This is a genomic window from Staphylococcus roterodami (genome assembly GCA_022493055.1).
GTDB lineage: Bacteria > Bacillota > Bacilli > Staphylococcales > Staphylococcaceae > Staphylococcus > Staphylococcus singaporensis.
In genome coordinates this window covers 2,160,864-2,179,249 of record CP092781.1, presented here as the reverse complement: position 1 = coordinate 2,179,249, position 18,386 = coordinate 2,160,864, and the positions used below count along the sequence as shown (strand labels likewise).

General features: G+C 32.7%; 19 protein-coding genes and 1 riboswitch. Of the genes, 15 read left to right on the top strand and 4 right to left on the bottom strand.

Annotated features, from left to right (window positions below; genetic code table 11):
* The first annotated feature begins 6 nt into the window (after positions 1-6).
* Positions 7-1,272 carry a UDP-N-acetylglucosamine 1-carboxyvinyltransferase gene (murA, locus tag ML436_10635; protein ID UMT77590.1) on the top strand — a complete coding sequence of 422 codons (1,266 nt, stop codon included), beginning with the start codon at positions 7-9 and terminating at the stop codon, positions 1,270-1,272.
* 33 nt (positions 1,273-1,305) lie between these two features.
* Entirely contained in the window at positions 1,306-1,746 is a 441-nt protein-coding gene (fabZ, locus tag ML436_10630) for a 3-hydroxyacyl-ACP dehydratase FabZ (GenBank protein ID UMT77589.1), read from the top strand.
* Positions 1,747-1,808: 62 nt separating this feature from the next.
* Here fabZ and ML436_10625 read toward each other — a convergent pair whose 3' ends face one another.
* Entirely contained in the window at positions 1,809-2,249 is a 441-nt protein-coding gene (locus tag ML436_10625; GenBank protein ID UMT77588.1) for a YwpF-like family protein, read from the bottom strand.
* Between the two features lie 193 nt (positions 2,250-2,442).
* Here ML436_10625 and ML436_10620 point away from each other — a divergent pair, with 193 nt between their 5' ends.
* The 7 genes from ML436_10620 (at position 2,443) to yidC (ending at position 8,186) form a co-directional block, all read left to right on the top strand.
* On the top strand, positions 2,443-2,838 hold the full coding sequence (locus ML436_10620) for a single-stranded DNA-binding protein (protein ID UMT77587.1): 396 nt from the start codon (positions 2,443-2,445) through the stop codon (positions 2,836-2,838).
* A 390-nt stretch (positions 2,839-3,228) separates the two neighbouring features.
* A complete protein-coding gene (sceD, locus tag ML436_10615) occupies positions 3,229-3,921 on the top strand; it encodes a lytic transglycosylase SceD (protein ID UMT77586.1) in 693 nt (230 codons plus the stop codon).
* A gap of 194 nt (positions 3,922-4,115) precedes the next feature.
* Positions 4,116-4,217: riboswitch (TPP riboswitch) on the top strand.
* An 82-nt stretch (positions 4,218-4,299) separates the two neighbouring features.
* Positions 4,300-4,986, top strand: coding sequence for a thiaminase II (gene tenA, locus ML436_10610; protein UMT77585.1), 687 nt, complete (start codon positions 4,300-4,302; stop codon positions 4,984-4,986).
* Positions 4,983-5,813, top strand: coding sequence for a bifunctional hydroxymethylpyrimidine kinase/phosphomethylpyrimidine kinase (gene thiD / locus ML436_10605; protein ID UMT77584.1), 831 nt, complete (start codon positions 4,983-4,985; stop codon positions 5,811-5,813). The genes tenA and thiD overlap by 4 nt, the downstream gene beginning before the upstream one ends.
* Positions 5,797-6,588 carry a hydroxyethylthiazole kinase gene (gene thiM / locus ML436_10600; protein ID UMT77583.1) on the top strand — a complete coding sequence of 264 codons (792 nt, stop codon included), beginning with the start codon at positions 5,797-5,799 and terminating at the stop codon, positions 6,586-6,588. Before thiD ends, thiM begins: the two co-directional genes overlap by 17 nt.
* A gap of 1 nt (position 6,589) precedes the next feature.
* Positions 6,590-7,231 (top strand): thiamine phosphate synthase, encoded by a 642-nt coding sequence (gene thiE / locus ML436_10595; GenBank protein ID UMT77582.1) that lies wholly within the window; start codon positions 6,590-6,592, stop codon positions 7,229-7,231.
* Positions 7,232-7,316: 85 nt separating this feature from the next.
* A complete protein-coding gene (gene yidC / locus ML436_10590) occupies positions 7,317-8,186 on the top strand; it encodes a membrane protein insertase YidC (protein ID UMT77581.1) in 870 nt (289 codons plus the stop codon).
* 530 nt (positions 8,187-8,716) lie between these two features.
* Here the strand turns inward: yidC and ML436_10585 are convergent.
* Both ML436_10585 and cls read right to left on the bottom strand, forming a co-directional pair.
* A complete protein-coding gene (locus ML436_10585; protein UMT77580.1) occupies positions 8,717-9,364 on the bottom strand; it encodes an HD domain-containing protein in 648 nt (215 codons plus the stop codon).
* A gap of 25 nt (positions 9,365-9,389) precedes the next feature.
* Positions 9,390-10,874 (bottom strand): cardiolipin synthase, encoded by a 1,485-nt coding sequence (gene cls / locus ML436_10580; GenBank protein UMT77579.1) that lies wholly within the window; start codon positions 10,872-10,874, stop codon positions 9,390-9,392.
* 167 nt (positions 10,875-11,041) lie between these two features.
* On the opposite strand from cls, the gene csoR reads away from it, so the two are divergent.
* The 3 genes from csoR (at position 11,042) to ML436_10565 (ending at position 11,822) form a co-directional block, all read left to right on the top strand.
* On the top strand, positions 11,042-11,335 hold the full coding sequence (csoR, locus tag ML436_10575; GenBank protein UMT77578.1) for a copper-sensing transcriptional repressor CsoR: 294 nt from the start codon (positions 11,042-11,044) through the stop codon (positions 11,333-11,335).
* A gap of 11 nt (positions 11,336-11,346) precedes the next feature.
* Entirely contained in the window at positions 11,347-11,556 is a 210-nt protein-coding gene (locus ML436_10570; GenBank protein UMT77577.1) for a heavy-metal-associated domain-containing protein, read from the top strand.
* Positions 11,557-11,684: 128 nt separating this feature from the next.
* Positions 11,685-11,822, top strand: coding sequence for a hypothetical protein (locus ML436_10565; protein ID UMT77576.1), 138 nt, complete (start codon positions 11,685-11,687; stop codon positions 11,820-11,822).
* A gap of 436 nt (positions 11,823-12,258) precedes the next feature.
* Here ML436_10565 and ML436_10560 read toward each other — a convergent pair whose 3' ends face one another.
* Positions 12,259-13,461 carry a rod shape-determining protein RodA gene (locus ML436_10560; protein ID UMT77575.1) on the bottom strand — a complete coding sequence of 401 codons (1,203 nt, stop codon included), beginning with the start codon at positions 13,459-13,461 and terminating at the stop codon, positions 12,259-12,261.
* 318 nt (positions 13,462-13,779) lie between these two features.
* Between ML436_10560 and ML436_10555 the strand changes: the two genes are divergently transcribed.
* The 3 genes from ML436_10555 (at position 13,780) to ML436_10545 (ending at position 18,282) form a co-directional block, all read left to right on the top strand.
* Positions 13,780-14,850, top strand: a complete 1,071-nt coding sequence (locus tag ML436_10555; protein UMT77574.1) for a D-alanine--D-alanine ligase — start codon at positions 13,780-13,782, stop codon at positions 14,848-14,850.
* Positions 14,851-14,864: 14 nt separating this feature from the next.
* Positions 14,865-16,229 carry a UDP-N-acetylmuramoyl-tripeptide--D-alanyl-D-alanine ligase gene (locus ML436_10550; GenBank protein UMT77573.1) on the top strand — a complete coding sequence of 455 codons (1,365 nt, stop codon included), beginning with the start codon at positions 14,865-14,867 and terminating at the stop codon, positions 16,227-16,229.
* A gap of 532 nt (positions 16,230-16,761) precedes the next feature.
* Positions 16,762-18,282, top strand: a complete 1,521-nt coding sequence (locus ML436_10545) for a DEAD/DEAH box helicase (GenBank protein ID UMT77572.1) — start codon at positions 16,762-16,764, stop codon at positions 18,280-18,282.
* The last annotated feature ends 104 nt before the right edge of the window (positions 18,283-18,386 follow it).

Below are 18,386 nucleotides of genomic sequence, written 5' to 3'. Positions count from 1 at the left end.
TTTACGATGGATAAAATAGTAATCAAGGGTGGAAATAGATTAACAGGTGAGGTTAAAGTCGAAGGTGCAAAAAATGCAGTATTACCAATATTGACTGCATCATTGTTAGCTTCTGACAAACCAAGTAAACTTGTTAATGTTCCAGCCTTAAGTGATGTAGAAACAATTAATAATGTATTAACAACGTTAAATGCAGACGTAACATACAAAAAAGACGAGAATGCTGTTATCGTTGATGCAACAAAAACCTTAAATGAAGAGGCACCATATGAATATGTTAGTAAAATGCGTGCAAGTATTTTAGTAATGGGACCTTTATTAGCTAGATTAGGTCACGCAATCGTTGCATTACCAGGTGGGTGTGCGATTGGGAGTAGACCAATTGAACAACACATTAAAGGTTTTGAAGCATTAGGTGCAGAAATCCATCTTGAAAATGGTAATATTTATGCGAATGCTAAAGATGGATTAAAAGGTACATCAATTCATTTAGATTTTCCAAGTGTAGGAGCAACACAAAACATTATTATGGCGGCATCATTAGCTAAAGGTAAAACTTTAATTGAAAATGCAGCTAAAGAACCTGAAATAGTAGATTTAGCAAATTATATCAACGAAATGGGCGGTAGAATTACTGGTGCTGGAACAGATACTATAACAATTAACGGTGTTGAATCATTACACGGTGTTGAACATGCTATCATTCCAGATAGAATAGAAGCTGGAACACTTCTTATTGCTGGTGCAATTACTCGCGGTGATATCTTTGTGCGTGGTGCAATTAAAGAACATATGGCTAGCTTAGTTTATAAATTAGAAGAAATGGGCGTTGAACTTGATTATCAAGAAGATGGTATTCGAGTGCGTGCAGAAGGCGATTTAGAACCAGTTGACATTAAGACATTACCACACCCAGGATTCCCAACTGATATGCAGTCACAGATGATGGCGTTATTATTAACAGCAAATGGCCATAAAGTGGTTACTGAAACTGTATTTGAAAATAGATTTATGCATGTTGCAGAATTCAAACGAATGAATGCTAATATCAACGTTGAAGGACGTAGCGCTAAACTTGAAGGTAAGAGTCAATTACAAGGTGCACAAGTTAAAGCTACTGATTTAAGAGCGGCAGCAGCATTAATTTTAGCTGGATTAGTGGCTGACGGTAAAACAAGTGTTACAGAATTAAAACACTTAGATAGAGGCTATGTTAACTTACATGGTAAATTGAAGCAATTAGGTGCAGACATTGAACGTATTAACGATTAATACAGAGAATTAATATAATGGAGGAGTACAACCATGGAAACAATTTTTGATTATAACCAAATTAAACAAATTATACCTCACAGACAACCATTTTTATTAATTGATAAAGTTGTTGAATATGAAGAAGGTCGCCGTTGTGTGGCAATTAAGCAAGTGTCTGGCAATGAACCATTTTTCCAAGGGCATTTTCCAGAGTATGCAGTAATGCCTGGTGTATTGATAACTGAAGCATTAGCACAAACTGGTGCAGTAGCAATTTTAAACAGTGAAGAAAATAAAGGGAAAATAGCATTGTTTGCGGGTATAGATAAATGTCGATTTAAACGTCAAGTTGTACCTGGTGATACATTGACACTTGAAGTGGAAATTACAAAAATCAAGGGTCCAATTGGCAAAGGTAGTGCAAAGGCTACTGTTGATGGACAACTAGCTTGTAGTTGTGAATTAACGTTTGCAATTCAAGACGTGAAATAAAATATCAACTAAAAAACATTCAAAGATCTAATGAAACCTCATTGTCTTTGAATGTTTTTTCTTTATTCTTCTAATTTTTCATCTTTTAACTTCGGTTTAGATTGCATCATTCTATTAAATGAATTTTTTAATTCTTCACCAGATAAGCCATCATCGATAAGTTGTTCTAATAAACTTTCAGCATACTGTTGTCTCAAAGTATAAATATGACATTCAAATACAATAGACATCGTTGTTTTGAAATTTTTAATACTCTTAATAGTGGACTCAAATAATGCTGGGTCATTGGCTGGACGAGTTATAACAACGCGTATATCGAGTAACTGTTCATTGTCTTGGTATTCTTTAAAAGTTTCATAATGTTCATTTGAAATTACAATTTCAAGTAACCAACCTGTACCACTTTCTTCTTTATTAATTATTACGCCATCTTCTAACTCATATTCAATAATTCTGCCGTGTTCATTTACAATTTGGAACCTTACTGCTTTAAAAGTTTTCATATTTCCACATCCCATTTGATTTATATATATGATATTTGAAGTTTTCAGGTGTTTTAAGCATTATTTATTACTAATTTCTTTAAATATAACAAATAATAAGATGTGATAGCTATAAATAATATAAAATTTGTAACTTTGACCATCTTTAAGTGAATTATTAAGATATAAACATAGGAGGTGAATCACACACTTTATGCTTAACAAAATTGTAATTGTTGGAAGACTAACGAAAGATGTACAAATCTTTGAAAAGGAGGAAAGAAAGGTTGCTACGTTTTGTGTTGCAACACAACGAAATTATAAAGATGAAAATGGAGAAATCGTCTGTGATTATATTTTTTGTAAAGCATTTGGCAAGTTAGCGTCAAACATTGATAAGTACACCAATCAAGGTACGCTAGTAGGTATTACAGGTCAAATGAGATCAAGAAAATATGATAAAGACGGTCAAACACACTTTGTTACAGAATTATATGTTGAAACTATAAAGTTTATGTCCCCTAAATCCCTGAATAATGAAATTCTCTCAGATAATATTTTAAATATTGACTCTCATAATTTAGATAATCCTGACTTATTAGAAATTTAAATCCAATAATCCTAAACATCCTTAATATACATTTAATCCATCCTATTTTTTATAGATCATATTAACTTGAAATATACTCACTTATAGATGACCTACATGGCAATTGCAACTGTTGTGTAGGTCGTCTTTTTGTGTAGTTTTTCTGTGTCTAAGTATAGTTAGATTGCAAAACGATTACACATAAAAATGCAAATGAAAAATATTCATTATTGTCATGACGATTTTCATAGGGGATAAATTTAAATATTATAGACTAAAACTATGTAAAGTCTATGTAATAAACACGAGGAATTTTTTATTTTGTTGTAACCTGCAATGTTTTCACAGATGTTACAGTAGTTGCTGTAAAACTTTTAAAGAACAAATTACTTGTAGGAGGATTTTAAGATTATGAAGAAAACATTACTCGCATCATCTTTAGCAGTAGGTTTAGGAATCGTAGCAGGAAATGCAGGTCATGAAGCCCATGCAAGTGAAGCGGATTTAAATAAAGCATCATTAGCGCAAATGGCGCAATCAAACGATCAAACATTAAATCAAAAACCAATTGAAGCAGGCGCTTATAATTATACATTTGACTATGAAGGATTTACGTATCATTTTGAATCAGATGGTACACACTTCGCATGGAATTATCATGCAACAGGTGCTAATGAAGCAACAGTAAGTGCACAAGCACCAACAAATAGTGTAGCACCTTCAACTGCGCAAGCTAATCAAACGCAATCACAAGAAGTTGCAGCACCACAAAATGCTCAAACACAACAGCCACAAGCAACAACATCAAATAATTCACAAGTGACTGCAACACCAACAGAATCAAAAGCATCTGAAGGATCTTCAGTTAATGTGAATGATCATCTAAAACAAATTGCACAACGTGAATCTGGTGGTAATATTCATGCTGTTAACCCAACATCAGGTGCAGCAGGTAAATATCAATTCTTACAATCAACTTGGGATTCAGTAGCACCAGCTAAATATAAAGGTGTATCACCAGCAAATGCACCAGAAAGTGTCCAAGATGCTGCAGCAGTAAAATTATATAACACTGGTGGCGCTGGTCATTGGGTAACTGCTTAAGTTACAAGTATATAGCGTAGATAGATTAATACAATAGAATTAAAGCCGGAAATATTTGTATTGACTTACGAATATTTCCGGTCATTTTTATATGTAATGGAGAAATTAATTTTTAAAAAGTAATATTAAAGCTATACAACAATAATTGAAAATGTTGAAAACGTTTGCTAAGATAAATTTGAAATTGAATATTAACGAACTACTAGGGGAGCCTAATAAATTGGCTGAGATGAAGATTCAGACCCTTATGACCTGATTTGGTTAGTACCAACGTAGGAAAGTAGTCATTGATTATGTGTAGCTGGTCTAGTTGCATTGTTATCAAACTACTTTCATTGTGTTGGAAGTAGTTTTTTTATTTAGGGAGGATTTTTTACAATGGAGTTTTCACAAGAATTGTACCAAGATGCAAAGCCAATCATTAATGATATTTATGAAGATGATTTTATTCAGAAGATGTTATCTGGAGATATAGAAGCTGACGCATTACGTCATTACTTAAAAGCTGATGCTGCGTATTTAAAAGAATTTACAAACTTATATGCATTGTTAATTCCAAAAATGAACAATATGGATGATGTGAAATTTTTAGTAGAACAAATTGATTTTATGGTAGAAGGTGAAGTGTTAGCGCATGATATATTAGCACAAATTGTTGGTGAACCTTATGAAGAAATTATTAAAACTAAAGTTTGGCCACCAAGTGGCGACCATTACATTAAGCACATGTATTACCAAGCATTTAGTCGTGAAAATGCTATTTATACAATTGCCGCAATGGCACCTTGCCCATATATATATGCAGAATTAGCGAAGCGTGCTCAAAATGATAGTTGTTTAAATAAAGAGAAAGATACAGCAAAATGGTTTGATTTTTATAGTACTGAAATGGACGATGTTATCAATGTTTTTGAAGCATTGATGAATAAGTTAGCGGAATCATTGTCTACTGAAGAACTTAATCAAGTGAAACATGTATTTTTAGAAAGTTGTATTCATGAACGTCGATTTTTCAATATGGCTATGACTTTAGAAAAATGGGAATTTGGAGGAGATAGTCAATGAATAAACCTAAAATTGCATTAACTATTGCTGGAACGGATCCAACAGGTGGTGCTGGTGTTATGGCTGATTTAAAATCATTTCATTCGTGTGGTGTATATGGTATGGGAGTCGTTACTAGCATTGTTGCTCAAAATACGATGGGAGTTCAACATATTCATAACTTAGAAAGTCAGTGGGTAGATGAGCAACTAGATAGTGTATTTAGTGATACATTACCTCACGCAATTAAAACGGGAATGATTGCTACAGCTGATACGATGGATACAATTCGTCATTATTTATTACAACAGCCCTCTATTCCTTATGTAATTGATCCTGTGATGCTAGCTAAAAGTGGCGATTCTTTAATGGATGATGCAACTAAACAAAATTTACAACATACGTTATTGCCATTAGCTGATGTCGTGACTCCAAACTTACCTGAAGCAGAGGAAATAACAGGACTTATAATTGATAGCGAAGAAAAAATTTTACAAGCTGGACGCATTTTTATTAATGACATAGGTAGTAAGGGGGTTGTTATTAAAGGTGGTCATTCAGATGATCTTAATATTTCAAAGGACTATTTATTTACTAAAGATGGCGTTAAAACATTTGAAAGTGAAAGATTTGAAACAAAGCATACGCATGGAACTGGATGTACTTTTTCAGCAGTTATAACAGCAGAACTTGCTAAAGGTAGAACACTAACAGAAGCAGTGCATAAAGCTAAAAAGTTTATTTCAATGAGTATTCAATATACACCTGAAATAGGTAGGGGAAGAGGTCCAGTTAATCATTTTGCATATTTAAAGAAAGAAGGATTAGATGATGAAATATCTAGATAAAATACGTAATGAACAACCATTAACAATTTGCTATACGAATGATGTTGTGAAAAATTTTACAGCTAATGGATTATTAAGTATTGGTGCAAGCCCTGCAATGAGTGAGGCACCAGAAGAAGCAAGAGAATTTTATAAAGTAGCTCAAGCATTGTTAATCAACATTGGAACATTAACAGCACAAAATGAACAAGATATCATTGCAATTGCTCAAACAGCTAATGAATTAGGGTTACCGATTGTCTTTGACCCTGTTGCAGTTGGAGCATCTACATATAGAAAACAGTTTTGTAAATTACTTTTACAGTCAGCAGACGTGTCAGTAATTAAAGGAAATGCATCTGAAATATTAGCACTAATTGATGACACAGCAACAATGAAAGGCACAGATAGTGATAATAATTTAAATGTAGTTGCTATTGCTAAAAAAGCCTACGAAGCATATAAAACTGCAATTGTTGTTACAGGAGAACAGGATGTTATCGTTCAAGATGGTAAGGTCATAATGTTATCAAATGGCTCACCATTATTGACAAAAGTTACAGGTGCTGGTTGTTTATTAGGGGGAGTTATTGCTGGATTCTTATTTAGAAATACAAAACCAAATATAGATGCATTGATTGAAGCGGTCAGTGTATTTAATATCGCTGCTGAATCAGCTGCTAAAAATGAAGATTGTAATGGACCTGGAACGTTTTCATCAATATTACTTGATACGTTATACCATTTAGATAATATGACTTACCAGCAATGGCTTCGCATTGAAGAGGTGGAATAGCATGTTTAATAACTCACAATTGAATGTATATTTTATTTGTGGTTCATCTGATGTTCCGAGTCATCGTACTATTCATGATGTATTAGAAGAAGCGCTAAAAGCAGGAGTAACACTTTTTCAATTTAGAGAAAAAGGTACTAATGCATTAAAAGGAACTGAAAAATTGGAATTAGCCAAAGAATTGCTAAATTTGTGTCATCAATACCAAGTACCTTTTATAATTAATGATGATGTTGAATTAGCGAAGGAAATTAATGCAGACGGTATTCATGTCGGTCAAGATGATGCTAATGTTAATGAAATTGCACAATATTTTACAGATAAAATAATCGGCTTAAGTGTTAGTGATGTAGATGAATATGCACAATCGGATTTAACAAATGTAGATTATATTGGTGTTGGTCCAATTTATCCTACACCTTCAAAAAATGACGCACATACACCAGTAGGTCCAGAAATGATTGCTACATTTAAAGTAATGAATCCACAACTGCCAATTGTAGCAATTGGGGGTATCAATACTAATAATGTTGAACCTATTGTTGATGCTGGAGCAGATGGAATTTCAGTTATTTCTGCTATTTCTAAAAGTGAAAATATAGAAGGTACTGTAAAAAAATTCAAAGATTTTTTTAATAATTAGTTAAATTTTTCCACTTATTGTTTCATACGTACTCATTAATGTGATAGAATAAATCCTATGTGAATATAATGATAGAGGTGGAAAAATGAAGAAAAAAGCGTTACTACCATTATTTTTAGGTATTATGGTCTTTTTGGCTGGTTGTGACTATTCTAAACCTGAAAAACGTAGTGGGTTTTTCTACAATACATTCGTAGATCCAATGAAAAATGTATTGGATTGGTTGGGAAATAACTTATTAAACGACAATTATGGTTTAGCTATTATTATTCTTGTATTGGTAATTCGTATTATTTTATTACCATTCATGTTGTCAAACTATAAAAATAGTCATATGATGCGTCAAAAAATGAAAGTTGCGAAGCCAGAAGTTGAAAAAATCCAAGAAAAAGTGAAGCGTGCACGCACACAAGAAGAAAAAATGGCTGCAAACCAAGAATTAATGCAAGTTTATAAAAAGTATGATATGAACCCGATGAAGAGTATGTTAGGTTGTTTACCAATGTTAATTCAAATGCCAATCATCATGGGATTATACTTTGTACTTAAAGATCAGCTTGTAGATGGTTTGTTTAAGTATCCACACTTCTTATGGTTCGATTTAGGACGTCCTGATATTTGGATTACAATTATTGCCGGTGTTTTATACTTTATCCAAGCATATGTATCAAGTAAAACGATGCCAGACGAACAACGTCAAATGGGTTATATGATGATGATCATTTCACCAATTATGATTATCTGGATTTCATTAAGCTCAGCATCAGCACTTGGCTTATATTGGTCAGTTAGTGCGGCATTCCTTGTAGTTCAAACACACTTTGCGAACATACATTATGAAAAAGTTGCTAAAAAAGAAGTTCAGCCTTTCATTGAAGCATATGAAAGAGAACACAATGGCGGCAACAAAAAAGGTAAAAACACACAAGTAGTGTCTAAAAAGAAAAAGAAATAACCTCAGCAATACCAAATCATGAGCCCCTAAAAGTTGAAGCTAATTTTAACTTTTTAGGGCGCACATGATTTTTTATTTACATAGCAAAAGTACAGTATCACGTAACATAGTGTATGATAAATAGAAACAGCAGTAAGATGATTTCGAATGTGAAATTCATCCTACTGCTGTTTTTAGTGTCATAATATTTAACGAGATTACAGATTTTAAAATGTGGATAATAACATAATAGCCACGCCTTATTGCGATGTCATACTAACACAATGTCTTTTCAGTGCAGCAGTTAATTCCACAACATTTCCACAGCAATTCACTAATACATGTAACGGTGTGAAACATAACGCCAAACGCCATGGCATGGTCACAACATCACACCGCATCAACATCACACCGCATCATAACGCCACAACGGGGCATCTATAAAAGCACAACCTATAAACGCTGTATTAGAATACTGTTGTCTTACCGCACCACTTTATCAAAAAGGCATGATGCCAAAATAACTTCACTTTTACGCATCATCGCTATACCTAGTCGTGATAATTCCACTCTGTAAAGAATTGCTTCAAATACATAACCATAAAATCATGTCTTTCTTTAGCAATCTTTTTAGCTGTTTCTGTATGCATTAATGATTGTAATTTTAATAATTTTTCAAAGAAGTGTTTTATGGCAGATGATGGTAACCCTTCAATTAAATCATCATTAATGTTGTTAAATGCTATTTGTTCTGTCCACATAGGTTCGCCAAAATGTCCGGCAAATTGAAATGTTCGTGCAATTCCAATAGCCCCTATAGCGTCAAGTCGATCTGCATCTCTAACAATTTGACCTTCTAAAGATAAAGAAACATGATTATTTTTACCATTGCGATAGCTCATATTGTTAATTATAAATAATATATGTTCTTGAATTTCATCTGAAAGCGATAAAGATGACAAAAATGATGTTAATGAATCTAATTGTTTATCAGCATCTACAACTTTCTCATCAACTGTGTCATGTAGTAAAGATGCCAGTTCTATGATCAAGGTATCTTTAACACCTTCACTTTTAGCAATTGATTTAGCTAGAGCGGTGACACGATATACGTGTGCTATATCGTGACCTGTATAATCATTTTGATGTATAGATTCCATGTATTGTTGAGCGGCACTAATGATACTTGATTGCTGCATTACTTACACTCCTCATATGGCTCTTTTATAATATTGGTGACAATAATTGTGATATACCTTCTTTAAACTTAATCCAAAGGCTTCGCTTAGCATAGCGCGCTTTTGTTAATTCAGAAGATACTTTTAAATCATTAATAAATGCTTGTTTTAGTTTTTTGGCAATTTGTTCATCATAAATAAAAGCGTTAACTTCGAAATTCAATGTGAAACTACGGTGGTCCATATTTGCTGTACCAACACTTGCAATCTCATCATCTATAATCAATGTTTTAGAATGTAAGAAGCCATTATCATAATGAAATACTTTAACGCCAGCATCTAATAATGATGCTGCATTTTTTAAGGTTGCCCAAAAGACGAATGGATGATCAGGCTTATTAGGAATCATGATGTTGACTTCAACACCACCTAATGCTGCTATTTTAATAGAATCTAGAAATGCTTGGTCTGGAATAAAATATGGTGATTGAATATAAATGGATTTTTTTGCAGATGAAATCATTTTCAAATAACCATATTTAATTTGTTCCCATTCTTCGTCAGGTCCACTAGAAGCTATTTGTACACCAATTGTGCCACCAGAATTCACGTCAGGGAAGTAGCGGTCATCATATGAGATATGATCACGTGTTGCTTGTGAATTCCAATCTAAAATAAAACGTAATTGCAAGGCATTGACTGCATCTCCGACAATACGTAAATGAGTATCACGCCAATAGCCAAATTTTTTCGATTTACCTAAATATTCATCGCCTACATTAAAGCCACCGACATATCCGATTTTTCCATCTATAACAACGATTTTGCGATGATTTCGATTGTTCATACGCAAGTTGATTAGAGGTAATTTTGAAGGGAAGAAAGCTTCAGCGTGACCGCCTTTACTGCGGAATGCACGTAGTCCTTTTTTACGTAAGCCACGTGACCCCATGTCATCGTATAAAATCTTAACTTCCACGCCTTGTTCTGCCTTCTTAGCAAGTTCATTCAAAATGGTACGGCCTAATTCATCACAATGAATAATATAATACTGGAAGTGAATATAATCTGTAGCATTACGAATGTCTTGAATTAAGTCATCAAATTTTTCTTGCCCATCGGTATATATTTTCAAATCGTTATCAGTTGTTAAAAATGCTGCATTATTATAGAGCAACATTTGAATCATTTCTTTATATTTCATAATTTGATAATTGGAATTTGAAAATTTTTCATTTTTTAAAGCAGCTAATTGCTCATCGACAATTAACTCTAAACCTTTTTTGTCTTCCTTATCTATTTTGAAAATTTGGTCACGTTGAATTTGTCGTCCTAGTAGTAAATATAGAATGAAGCCGAATAGAGGCAAGAACACTAAAACAAGTAACCAAGCCCAGATAGAATTTGCAGAACGTCTTTCCATGAAAATAATGGTAAAGGCGAATAATAAGTTTAAAATAAATGCACCAATAAATATTGAATTTAAAATAATATTTGAATGTTTAAATGCAATTGTTAGTAACTCTATCATTTGAAACCTCCCACCGTAAATCTAAAACAAGTAATATAATCTTATTAATTGTATCATGAAGCAATTTAAATATCATGACAATTTAGTTTGAAAAATAGGTCTTAGTATTGACGTTATGTTTTGTGGGATATAGTATAGTAAAGAATGTAAATAGAGGAGTGAATGCTATGACTGAACAAGATAATGCACATCATTCTGAACAAATTAAAACAAATCTTAAATCACGTTTAAATCGAATAGAAGGTCAAGTGAGAGCGATTAATCGCATGATTGAAGAAGACGTCTATTGTGATGATGTTCTTACACAAATAAGAGCGACTCGTTCTGCATTAAACAGTGTCGCAACAAAGTTATTAGAGCAACATATGAAAAGTTGTATTATGAATAAAGTTAATCAAGGCGCGCAAGAAGAAGCGATGGAAGAGTTACTAGTTACTTTTCAAAAGTTGATTAAAGATTAAAGGAGTTTAAGATGGTATATCAAAACACAATTTACACAGCAGGTATTGAAACTGAAGAACAAGTAAACCAGTTGACAGAGCGTATTTCAAACATGATAGGTGTGCATAATGTGAACATTAATATCATTGATGGAGAAGTAGTTGTAGCTTATGAAACACCTGCAAATTTAAATAGCATTGAAAAAGAAATTTACGATACAGGCTATAAAATTGTACATTAATATATAAATGTAAAGCACGCTATAGATTTTTATTTTAAAAATAATCAAAAAAGTTTGTAATTGATGTAGTAAAGGTATGTCGAATAGGGTAAGATAATATTGAAAGCAATCCAAACGAGGTGATAATAATGAAGCGTCCTGAAAAGATTCAAAATGTAGTCAAACTATTGTCATCATTAGGTGTTAATATTAAAAAGACTAAATCTCGTTTAGACATTATTAATACGTTACCAGCATCTAATAAAGTAAGTCACGAATTAAAATAATTGACTGTGATCATGAATCACACACCACGATAACTGCCAGCGATACGTCACTGGTAGTTTTTTTATGGGGTTATTTAAGAAAATATGAAGTTGATCAAAATGATGATTCTCTATTCATAATATTGGCAGTCAATCCTTATATCTTAAAAGATATATGTAAATTGTCTATGTGCATTCACAAACAGCATACATATTTCCAATGATTAAGCATAAGGATAAAGTGTGAGTTGATAAACACTTACATTAATTATATAAACAGCATATACAAAAATCCCCCTAAAAAGTACGCATTTCTCAATGTTTACATCAAAGGGGGAATTTATTTTAACAGTTATTGTCATTTATATATGGGAGTGGGACAGAAATGATATTTTTAGAAAATTTTTTTATGTCCCAAACTCAAGATACATGGCATTTAAAATTTAAATGTCATGAGTTAATTGCTCTTCGGATGGTATAAATCTACATATCGTTTTGGTTCATGGTAATAGATTGATAAAACAATTCCGATACCTGTCATCATACTCCATAATGCACTACCACCATAACTAATAAATGGTAACGGGATACCAGTGATAGGTAACAACTGAATTGTCATACCGATATTTTGTAAAATATGGAACACAAGTAATGTTACAAAACCTACGATAAAGATTTTGTTAAATTGATCTTCGATTTTCGCAGCAAGTCTTATTAAATGGAAGATTAAGAATAAAAATACAAGAATTAAAATAACAGAACCAATAAAGCCCAATTCTTCACCAATAACCGAAAAGATAAAATCAGTATGGTTTTCAGGAATATATACTTCACCGTGATTGTATCCTTTACCTAGTAATTGACCAGAACCTATCGCTTTAAGGGATTCAGTTAAATGATAGCCATCACCACTACTGTATGTATATGGATCAAGCCAAGAGTTGATACGTCCCATTTGGTATAATTGGACACCTAATAAATTTTCTATCAAGGATGGTGCATATAGGATACCCAAAATGATAGTCATAGCTCCAACAATACCAGTTATAAAAATAGGAGCTAAGATACGCCATGTAATGCCACTTACTAACATCACGCCAGCAATAATAGCAGCTAATACTAAAGTAGTTCCTAAATCATTTTGCAATAATATTAAAATACTTGGTAACAACGAGACACCAATAATTTTGAAAAATAAAAGCAAATCACTTTGAAAAGATTTATTAAATGTAAATTGATTATGTTTAGAAACGACACGCGCTAATGCTAGTATTAAAATAATTTTCATAAATTCTGATGGTTGAATACTGATTGGCCCAAAAGTATACCAACTTTTAGCACCGTTAATAATCGGCGTGATTGGTGATTCAGGAATAACTAGTAATCCGATTAATAATAGGCAGATTAAGAAATACAATATATATGCATAATGTTTAATCTTTTTAGGTGAAATAAACATGATGACACCTGCAAAAATGGCGCCTAAAATATAGTAAAAGATTTGTCTTATACCGAAATTAGCACTATATTGCCCGCCGCCCATAGCCGAGTTAATAAGCAGAACACTGAAAATTGCTAAAACAGCTATAGTGGCCACTAATACCCAGTCTACTTTGCGAAGCCAATGCTTATCCGGCTGTTGACGAGATGAATAATTCATTGCAAACTCCTTTTATACTCACTAATGTTTATATCAATTTTACATGACTTTTTAAAAATTAGCTAGAATATGACAGAGATATCAGCTATAGATTTCAATTTAATTTAGGAATAAAATAGAAATAAACATTGTCCTGTATAACAATGAAACAACTAAGACAAAGGCAAGCGTCGTATCGTTTTTAAAATGCAAAATAGCCATTAAATGTGATACTATTAAGATTCAAAGATGCGAATAAATATATTAATAACAGGATTAAAATGAATATTAACTTATATTAAGGTAGGAAGCCCTGATATATCATTGGAGGAAAACGAAATGACAAAAGAAAATATTTGTATCGTTTTTGGAGGGAAAAGTGCTGAACATGAAGTGTCGATTCTAACAGCACAAAACGTATTAAATGCAATAGATAAAGACAAATACCACGTTGATATCATTTACATTACTAATGATGGTGATTGGAGAAAGCAAAATAATATAACATCTGAAATTAAATCTACTGATGAACTTCATTTAGAAAATGGAGAAGCTCTAGAAATTTCTTCATTATTAAAAGAAAGTAGTTCAGGACAACCTTATGACGCAGTGTTCCCATTGCTTCATGGACCTAATGGTGAAGATGGTACCATTCAAGGATTATTTGAAGTACTAGATGTACCATATGTAGGTAACGGTGTACTTTCAGCAGCAAGCTCAATGGATAAACTTGTGATGAAACAATTATTCGAACATAGAGGTTTACCACAATTACCTTATATTAGTTTCTTGCGTTCTGAGTATGAAAAGTATGAGCATAATATTTTAAAGTTAGTTAATGACAAATTAAATTATCCAGTATTTGTTAAACCGGCCAATTTAGGTTCTAGTGTTGGTATAAGTAAATGTAATAATGAAGCGGAATTAAAAGAAGGTATTAAAGAAGCGTTCCAATTTGACCGTAAACTTGTGATTGAGCAAGGTGTTAATGCACGTGAAATTGAAGTAGCAGTACTTGGAAATGATTATCCAGAAGCAACTTGGCCAGGTGAAGTTGTAAAAGATGTTGCATTTTACGATTACAAATCTAAATATAAAGATGGTAAAGTTCAATTACAAATTCCTGCTGATTTAGATGAAGATGTAAAATTAACGCTTAGAAATATGGCGTTAGAAGCATTTAAAGCAACAGATTGCTCAGGTTTAGTACGTGCAGATTTCTTTGTAACAGACGATAACCAAATTTATATTAACGAAACAAATGCAATGCCTGGATTTACTGCTTACAGTATGTATCCAAAATTATGGGAAAATATGGGACTATCATATTCTGAATTAATTACGAAATTAATTGAACTTGCTAAAGAACGTCATCAAGATAAACAGAAAAATAAATACAAAATTGACTAACTGAGGTTGTTATTATGATTAATGTAACATTAAAGCAAATTAAATCTTGGATTCCTTGTGATATTGATGATCAATTTTTGGACTGTAAAATTAATGGTGTCACTATTGATTCTAGAGCGATTAAAGAAGGAATGTTGTTTATTCCTTTTAAAGGTGAAAATGTTGATGGTCATAGGTTTGTATCTAAAGCATTGCAAGATGGTGCAGGTGCAGCATTTTATCAAAAAGGAACGCCAATAGATGATGATATAACAGGACCTATTATTTGGGTCGAAGATACTTTAGTGGCTTTACAACAATTAGCCCAAGCATATTTAAGAGATGTTAATCCTAAAGTGATTGCAGTAACTGGCTCAAATGGTAAAACAACTACAAAAGATATGATTGAGAGTGTCTTGCATACTGAGTTTAAAGTTAAAAAAACGCAAGGCAATTATAATAATGAAATTGGTTTGCCACTAACTATTTTAGATTTAGATAATGATACAGAAATCTCTATATTAGAAATGGGAATGTCAGGTTTCCATGAGATTGAATTATTATCAAATCTTGCGCAACCGGATATCGCAATTATTACTAATATTGGTGAATCACATATGCAAGATTTAGGTTCGCGTGAGGGTATTGCTAAAGCGAAATCTGAGATAACAATTGGTCTTAAAGATAATGGCACATTTATATATGATGGTGATGAGCCATTGCTAGAGTCGCATGTTAAGGAAGTTCAAAATGCGAAATGTTTGAGTATAGGTGTGGATCATGACAATGATTTAGTTTGCTCCGTTGATGATAGAGACACTACTGGTATAGCATTTACAATAAATGGTAAAGAGCAATTTGATTTACCGATTTTAGGTGTGCATAATATGAAAAATGCAACGATTGTTATTGCAGTTGGTTATGAATTAGGTTTATCATATGACACGATATATCGTAATTTAAATCATGTTACACTTACAGGTATGCGCATGGAACAACATGAATTAGATAATGATATCACTGTTATTAATGATGCTTATAATGCTAGTCCGACAAGTATGCGTGCAGCGATTGATACTTTAAGTAGTCTTAATGGACGTCATGTTTTAATTTTAGGTGATGTTTTAGAATTAGGTGAAAACAGTAAATCTATGCATTCGCAAGTGGGTGCTTACTTGCAAGATAAACAAATAGATGTGCTGTATACATTCGGTAATGAAGCGAGTTATATTAATGAAACTGGGAAACAATTTGTTGACAAAGCGCAACATTTTGATTCAAAAGAAGCCTTAATTGAGGTATTAAAACAAGACTTACAATCACATGATCGTGTATTAGTTAAAGGATCAAGAGGCATGAAATTAGAAGAAGTTGTGAATGCCTTAATATCATCAAATTAAAAACGACGACATAGCATGTTTGTATAAAAGGTAAACGCAAGGACAAGCGTTTGAAGAGAAGAGATGGTTTTGTGTTATTACGAAACCATCTCTTCTTTTTTGATTAAAATGTCATGGTTAGAATTTGATTGAATGCAAACCATTATGTATGCATTTAAGTGATGCTCTTTTATATAGGAAGTAATATGTTGCTATTGATTTTTTGCATATTCAAAACATGATATGAGTATTTTACATATTGCGATTTTAAGTTGATTACGGTGAAAGTTGTTGCGTAATGTTAACGAAATGCGTATGTTATAAAAAAATTTTTATAATGAATATTCGAATTATGAGTAACGCTTACATCACACCTAATGCTAGCTTTTTGACAAAAATATGACAATCAATTAATGTGTTTCTGCTAAATATTCGCAAATTGCTTTATTGCGATTAAATTTTTTTGGTGGTACTATATAGAAGTTGATGAAATATTAATGAACTTATATGCAAAAGTATATTGAGAAATAAACAGGTAAAAAGGAGAATTATTTTGCAAAATTTTAAAGAACTAGGGATTTCGGATAATACGGTTCAGTCACTTGAATCAATGGGATTTAAAGAGCCGACACCTATCCAAAAAGACAGTATCCCTTATGCGTTACAAGGAATTGATATCCTTGGACAAGCTCAAACCGGTACAGGTAAAACAGGAGCATTCGGTATTCCTTTAATTGAAAAAGTAGTAGGGAAACAAGGGGTTCAATCGTTAATTTTAGCACCTACAAGAGAATTGGCAATGCAGGTAGCTGAACAATTAAGAGAATTTAGCCGTGGACAAGGTGTCCAAGTTGTTACTGTATTCGGTGGTATGCCTATCGAACGCCAAATTAAAGCCTTGAAAAAAGGGCCACAAATCGTAGTTGGAACACCAGGACGTGTTATCGATCACTTAAACCGTCGTACATTGAAAACTGATGGTATCCATACATTAATTTTAGACGAAGCAGATGAAATGATGAACATGGGATTCATCGATGATATGAGATTTATTATGGATAAAATTCCTGCTGCGCAACGTCAAACGATGTTATTCTCAGCAACTATGCCTAAAGCAATTCAAGCTTTAGTACAACAATTCATGAAGTCACCTAAAATTATTAAGACAATGAATAATGAAATGTCAGATCCACAAATCGAAGAATTCTATACAATTGTTAAAGAATTAGAGAAATTTGATACATTTACAAATTTCCTAGATGTTCATCAACCAGAATTAGCAATCGTATTTGGACGTACAAAACGTCGTGTTGATGAGTTAACAAGTGCTTTGATTTCTAAAGGCTATAAAGCTGAAGGATTGCATGGTGATATCACACAAGCGAAACGTTTAGAAGTATTAAAGAAATTTAAAAATGACCAAATCAATATTTTAGTCGCTACAGATGTAGCAGCAAGAGGACTAGATATTTCTGGTGTAAGTCATGTTTATAACTTTGATATTCCTCAAGACACTGAAAGCTACACACACCGTATTGGTCGTACTGGCCGTGCTGGTAAAGAAGGTATCGCGGTTACTTTTGTAAATCCAATCGAGATGGATTACATTAGACAAATTGAAGATGCTAACGGTAGAAAGATGAGTGCATTACGTCCACCACATCGCAAAGAAGTACTTCAAGCACGTGAAGATGATATTAAAGAAAAAGTTGAAAACTGGATGTCAAAAGACACAGAATCACGTTTGAAACGTATTTCAACTGAATTATTAAATGAATATAACGACGTTGATTTAGTTGCTGCACTTTTACAAGAGTTAGTAGAAGCAAACGACGAAGTTGAAGTTCAATTAACATTTGAAAAACCATTAGCACGTAAAGGCCGTAATGGTAAACCAAGTGGTTCTCGTAACAGAAATAGCAAACGTGGTAACCACAAATTTGACGGTAAGAGTAAACGTTCAAAAGGATACTCTAGCAAGAAAAAAGGCAACAAGAAATTCGACCGTAAAGACAAAAATAATGGTGGAAGTAGACCGATGAAAGGTCGCACATTTGCTGACCATCAAAAATAATAAATTGATTAAGAGCTTTAAGATATCATGTCTTGAGCTCTTTTTTTTATTTTCACAATTAAAAATTGGAAGTACTATGTCAAATTAGGCTGATGAACGGAGAA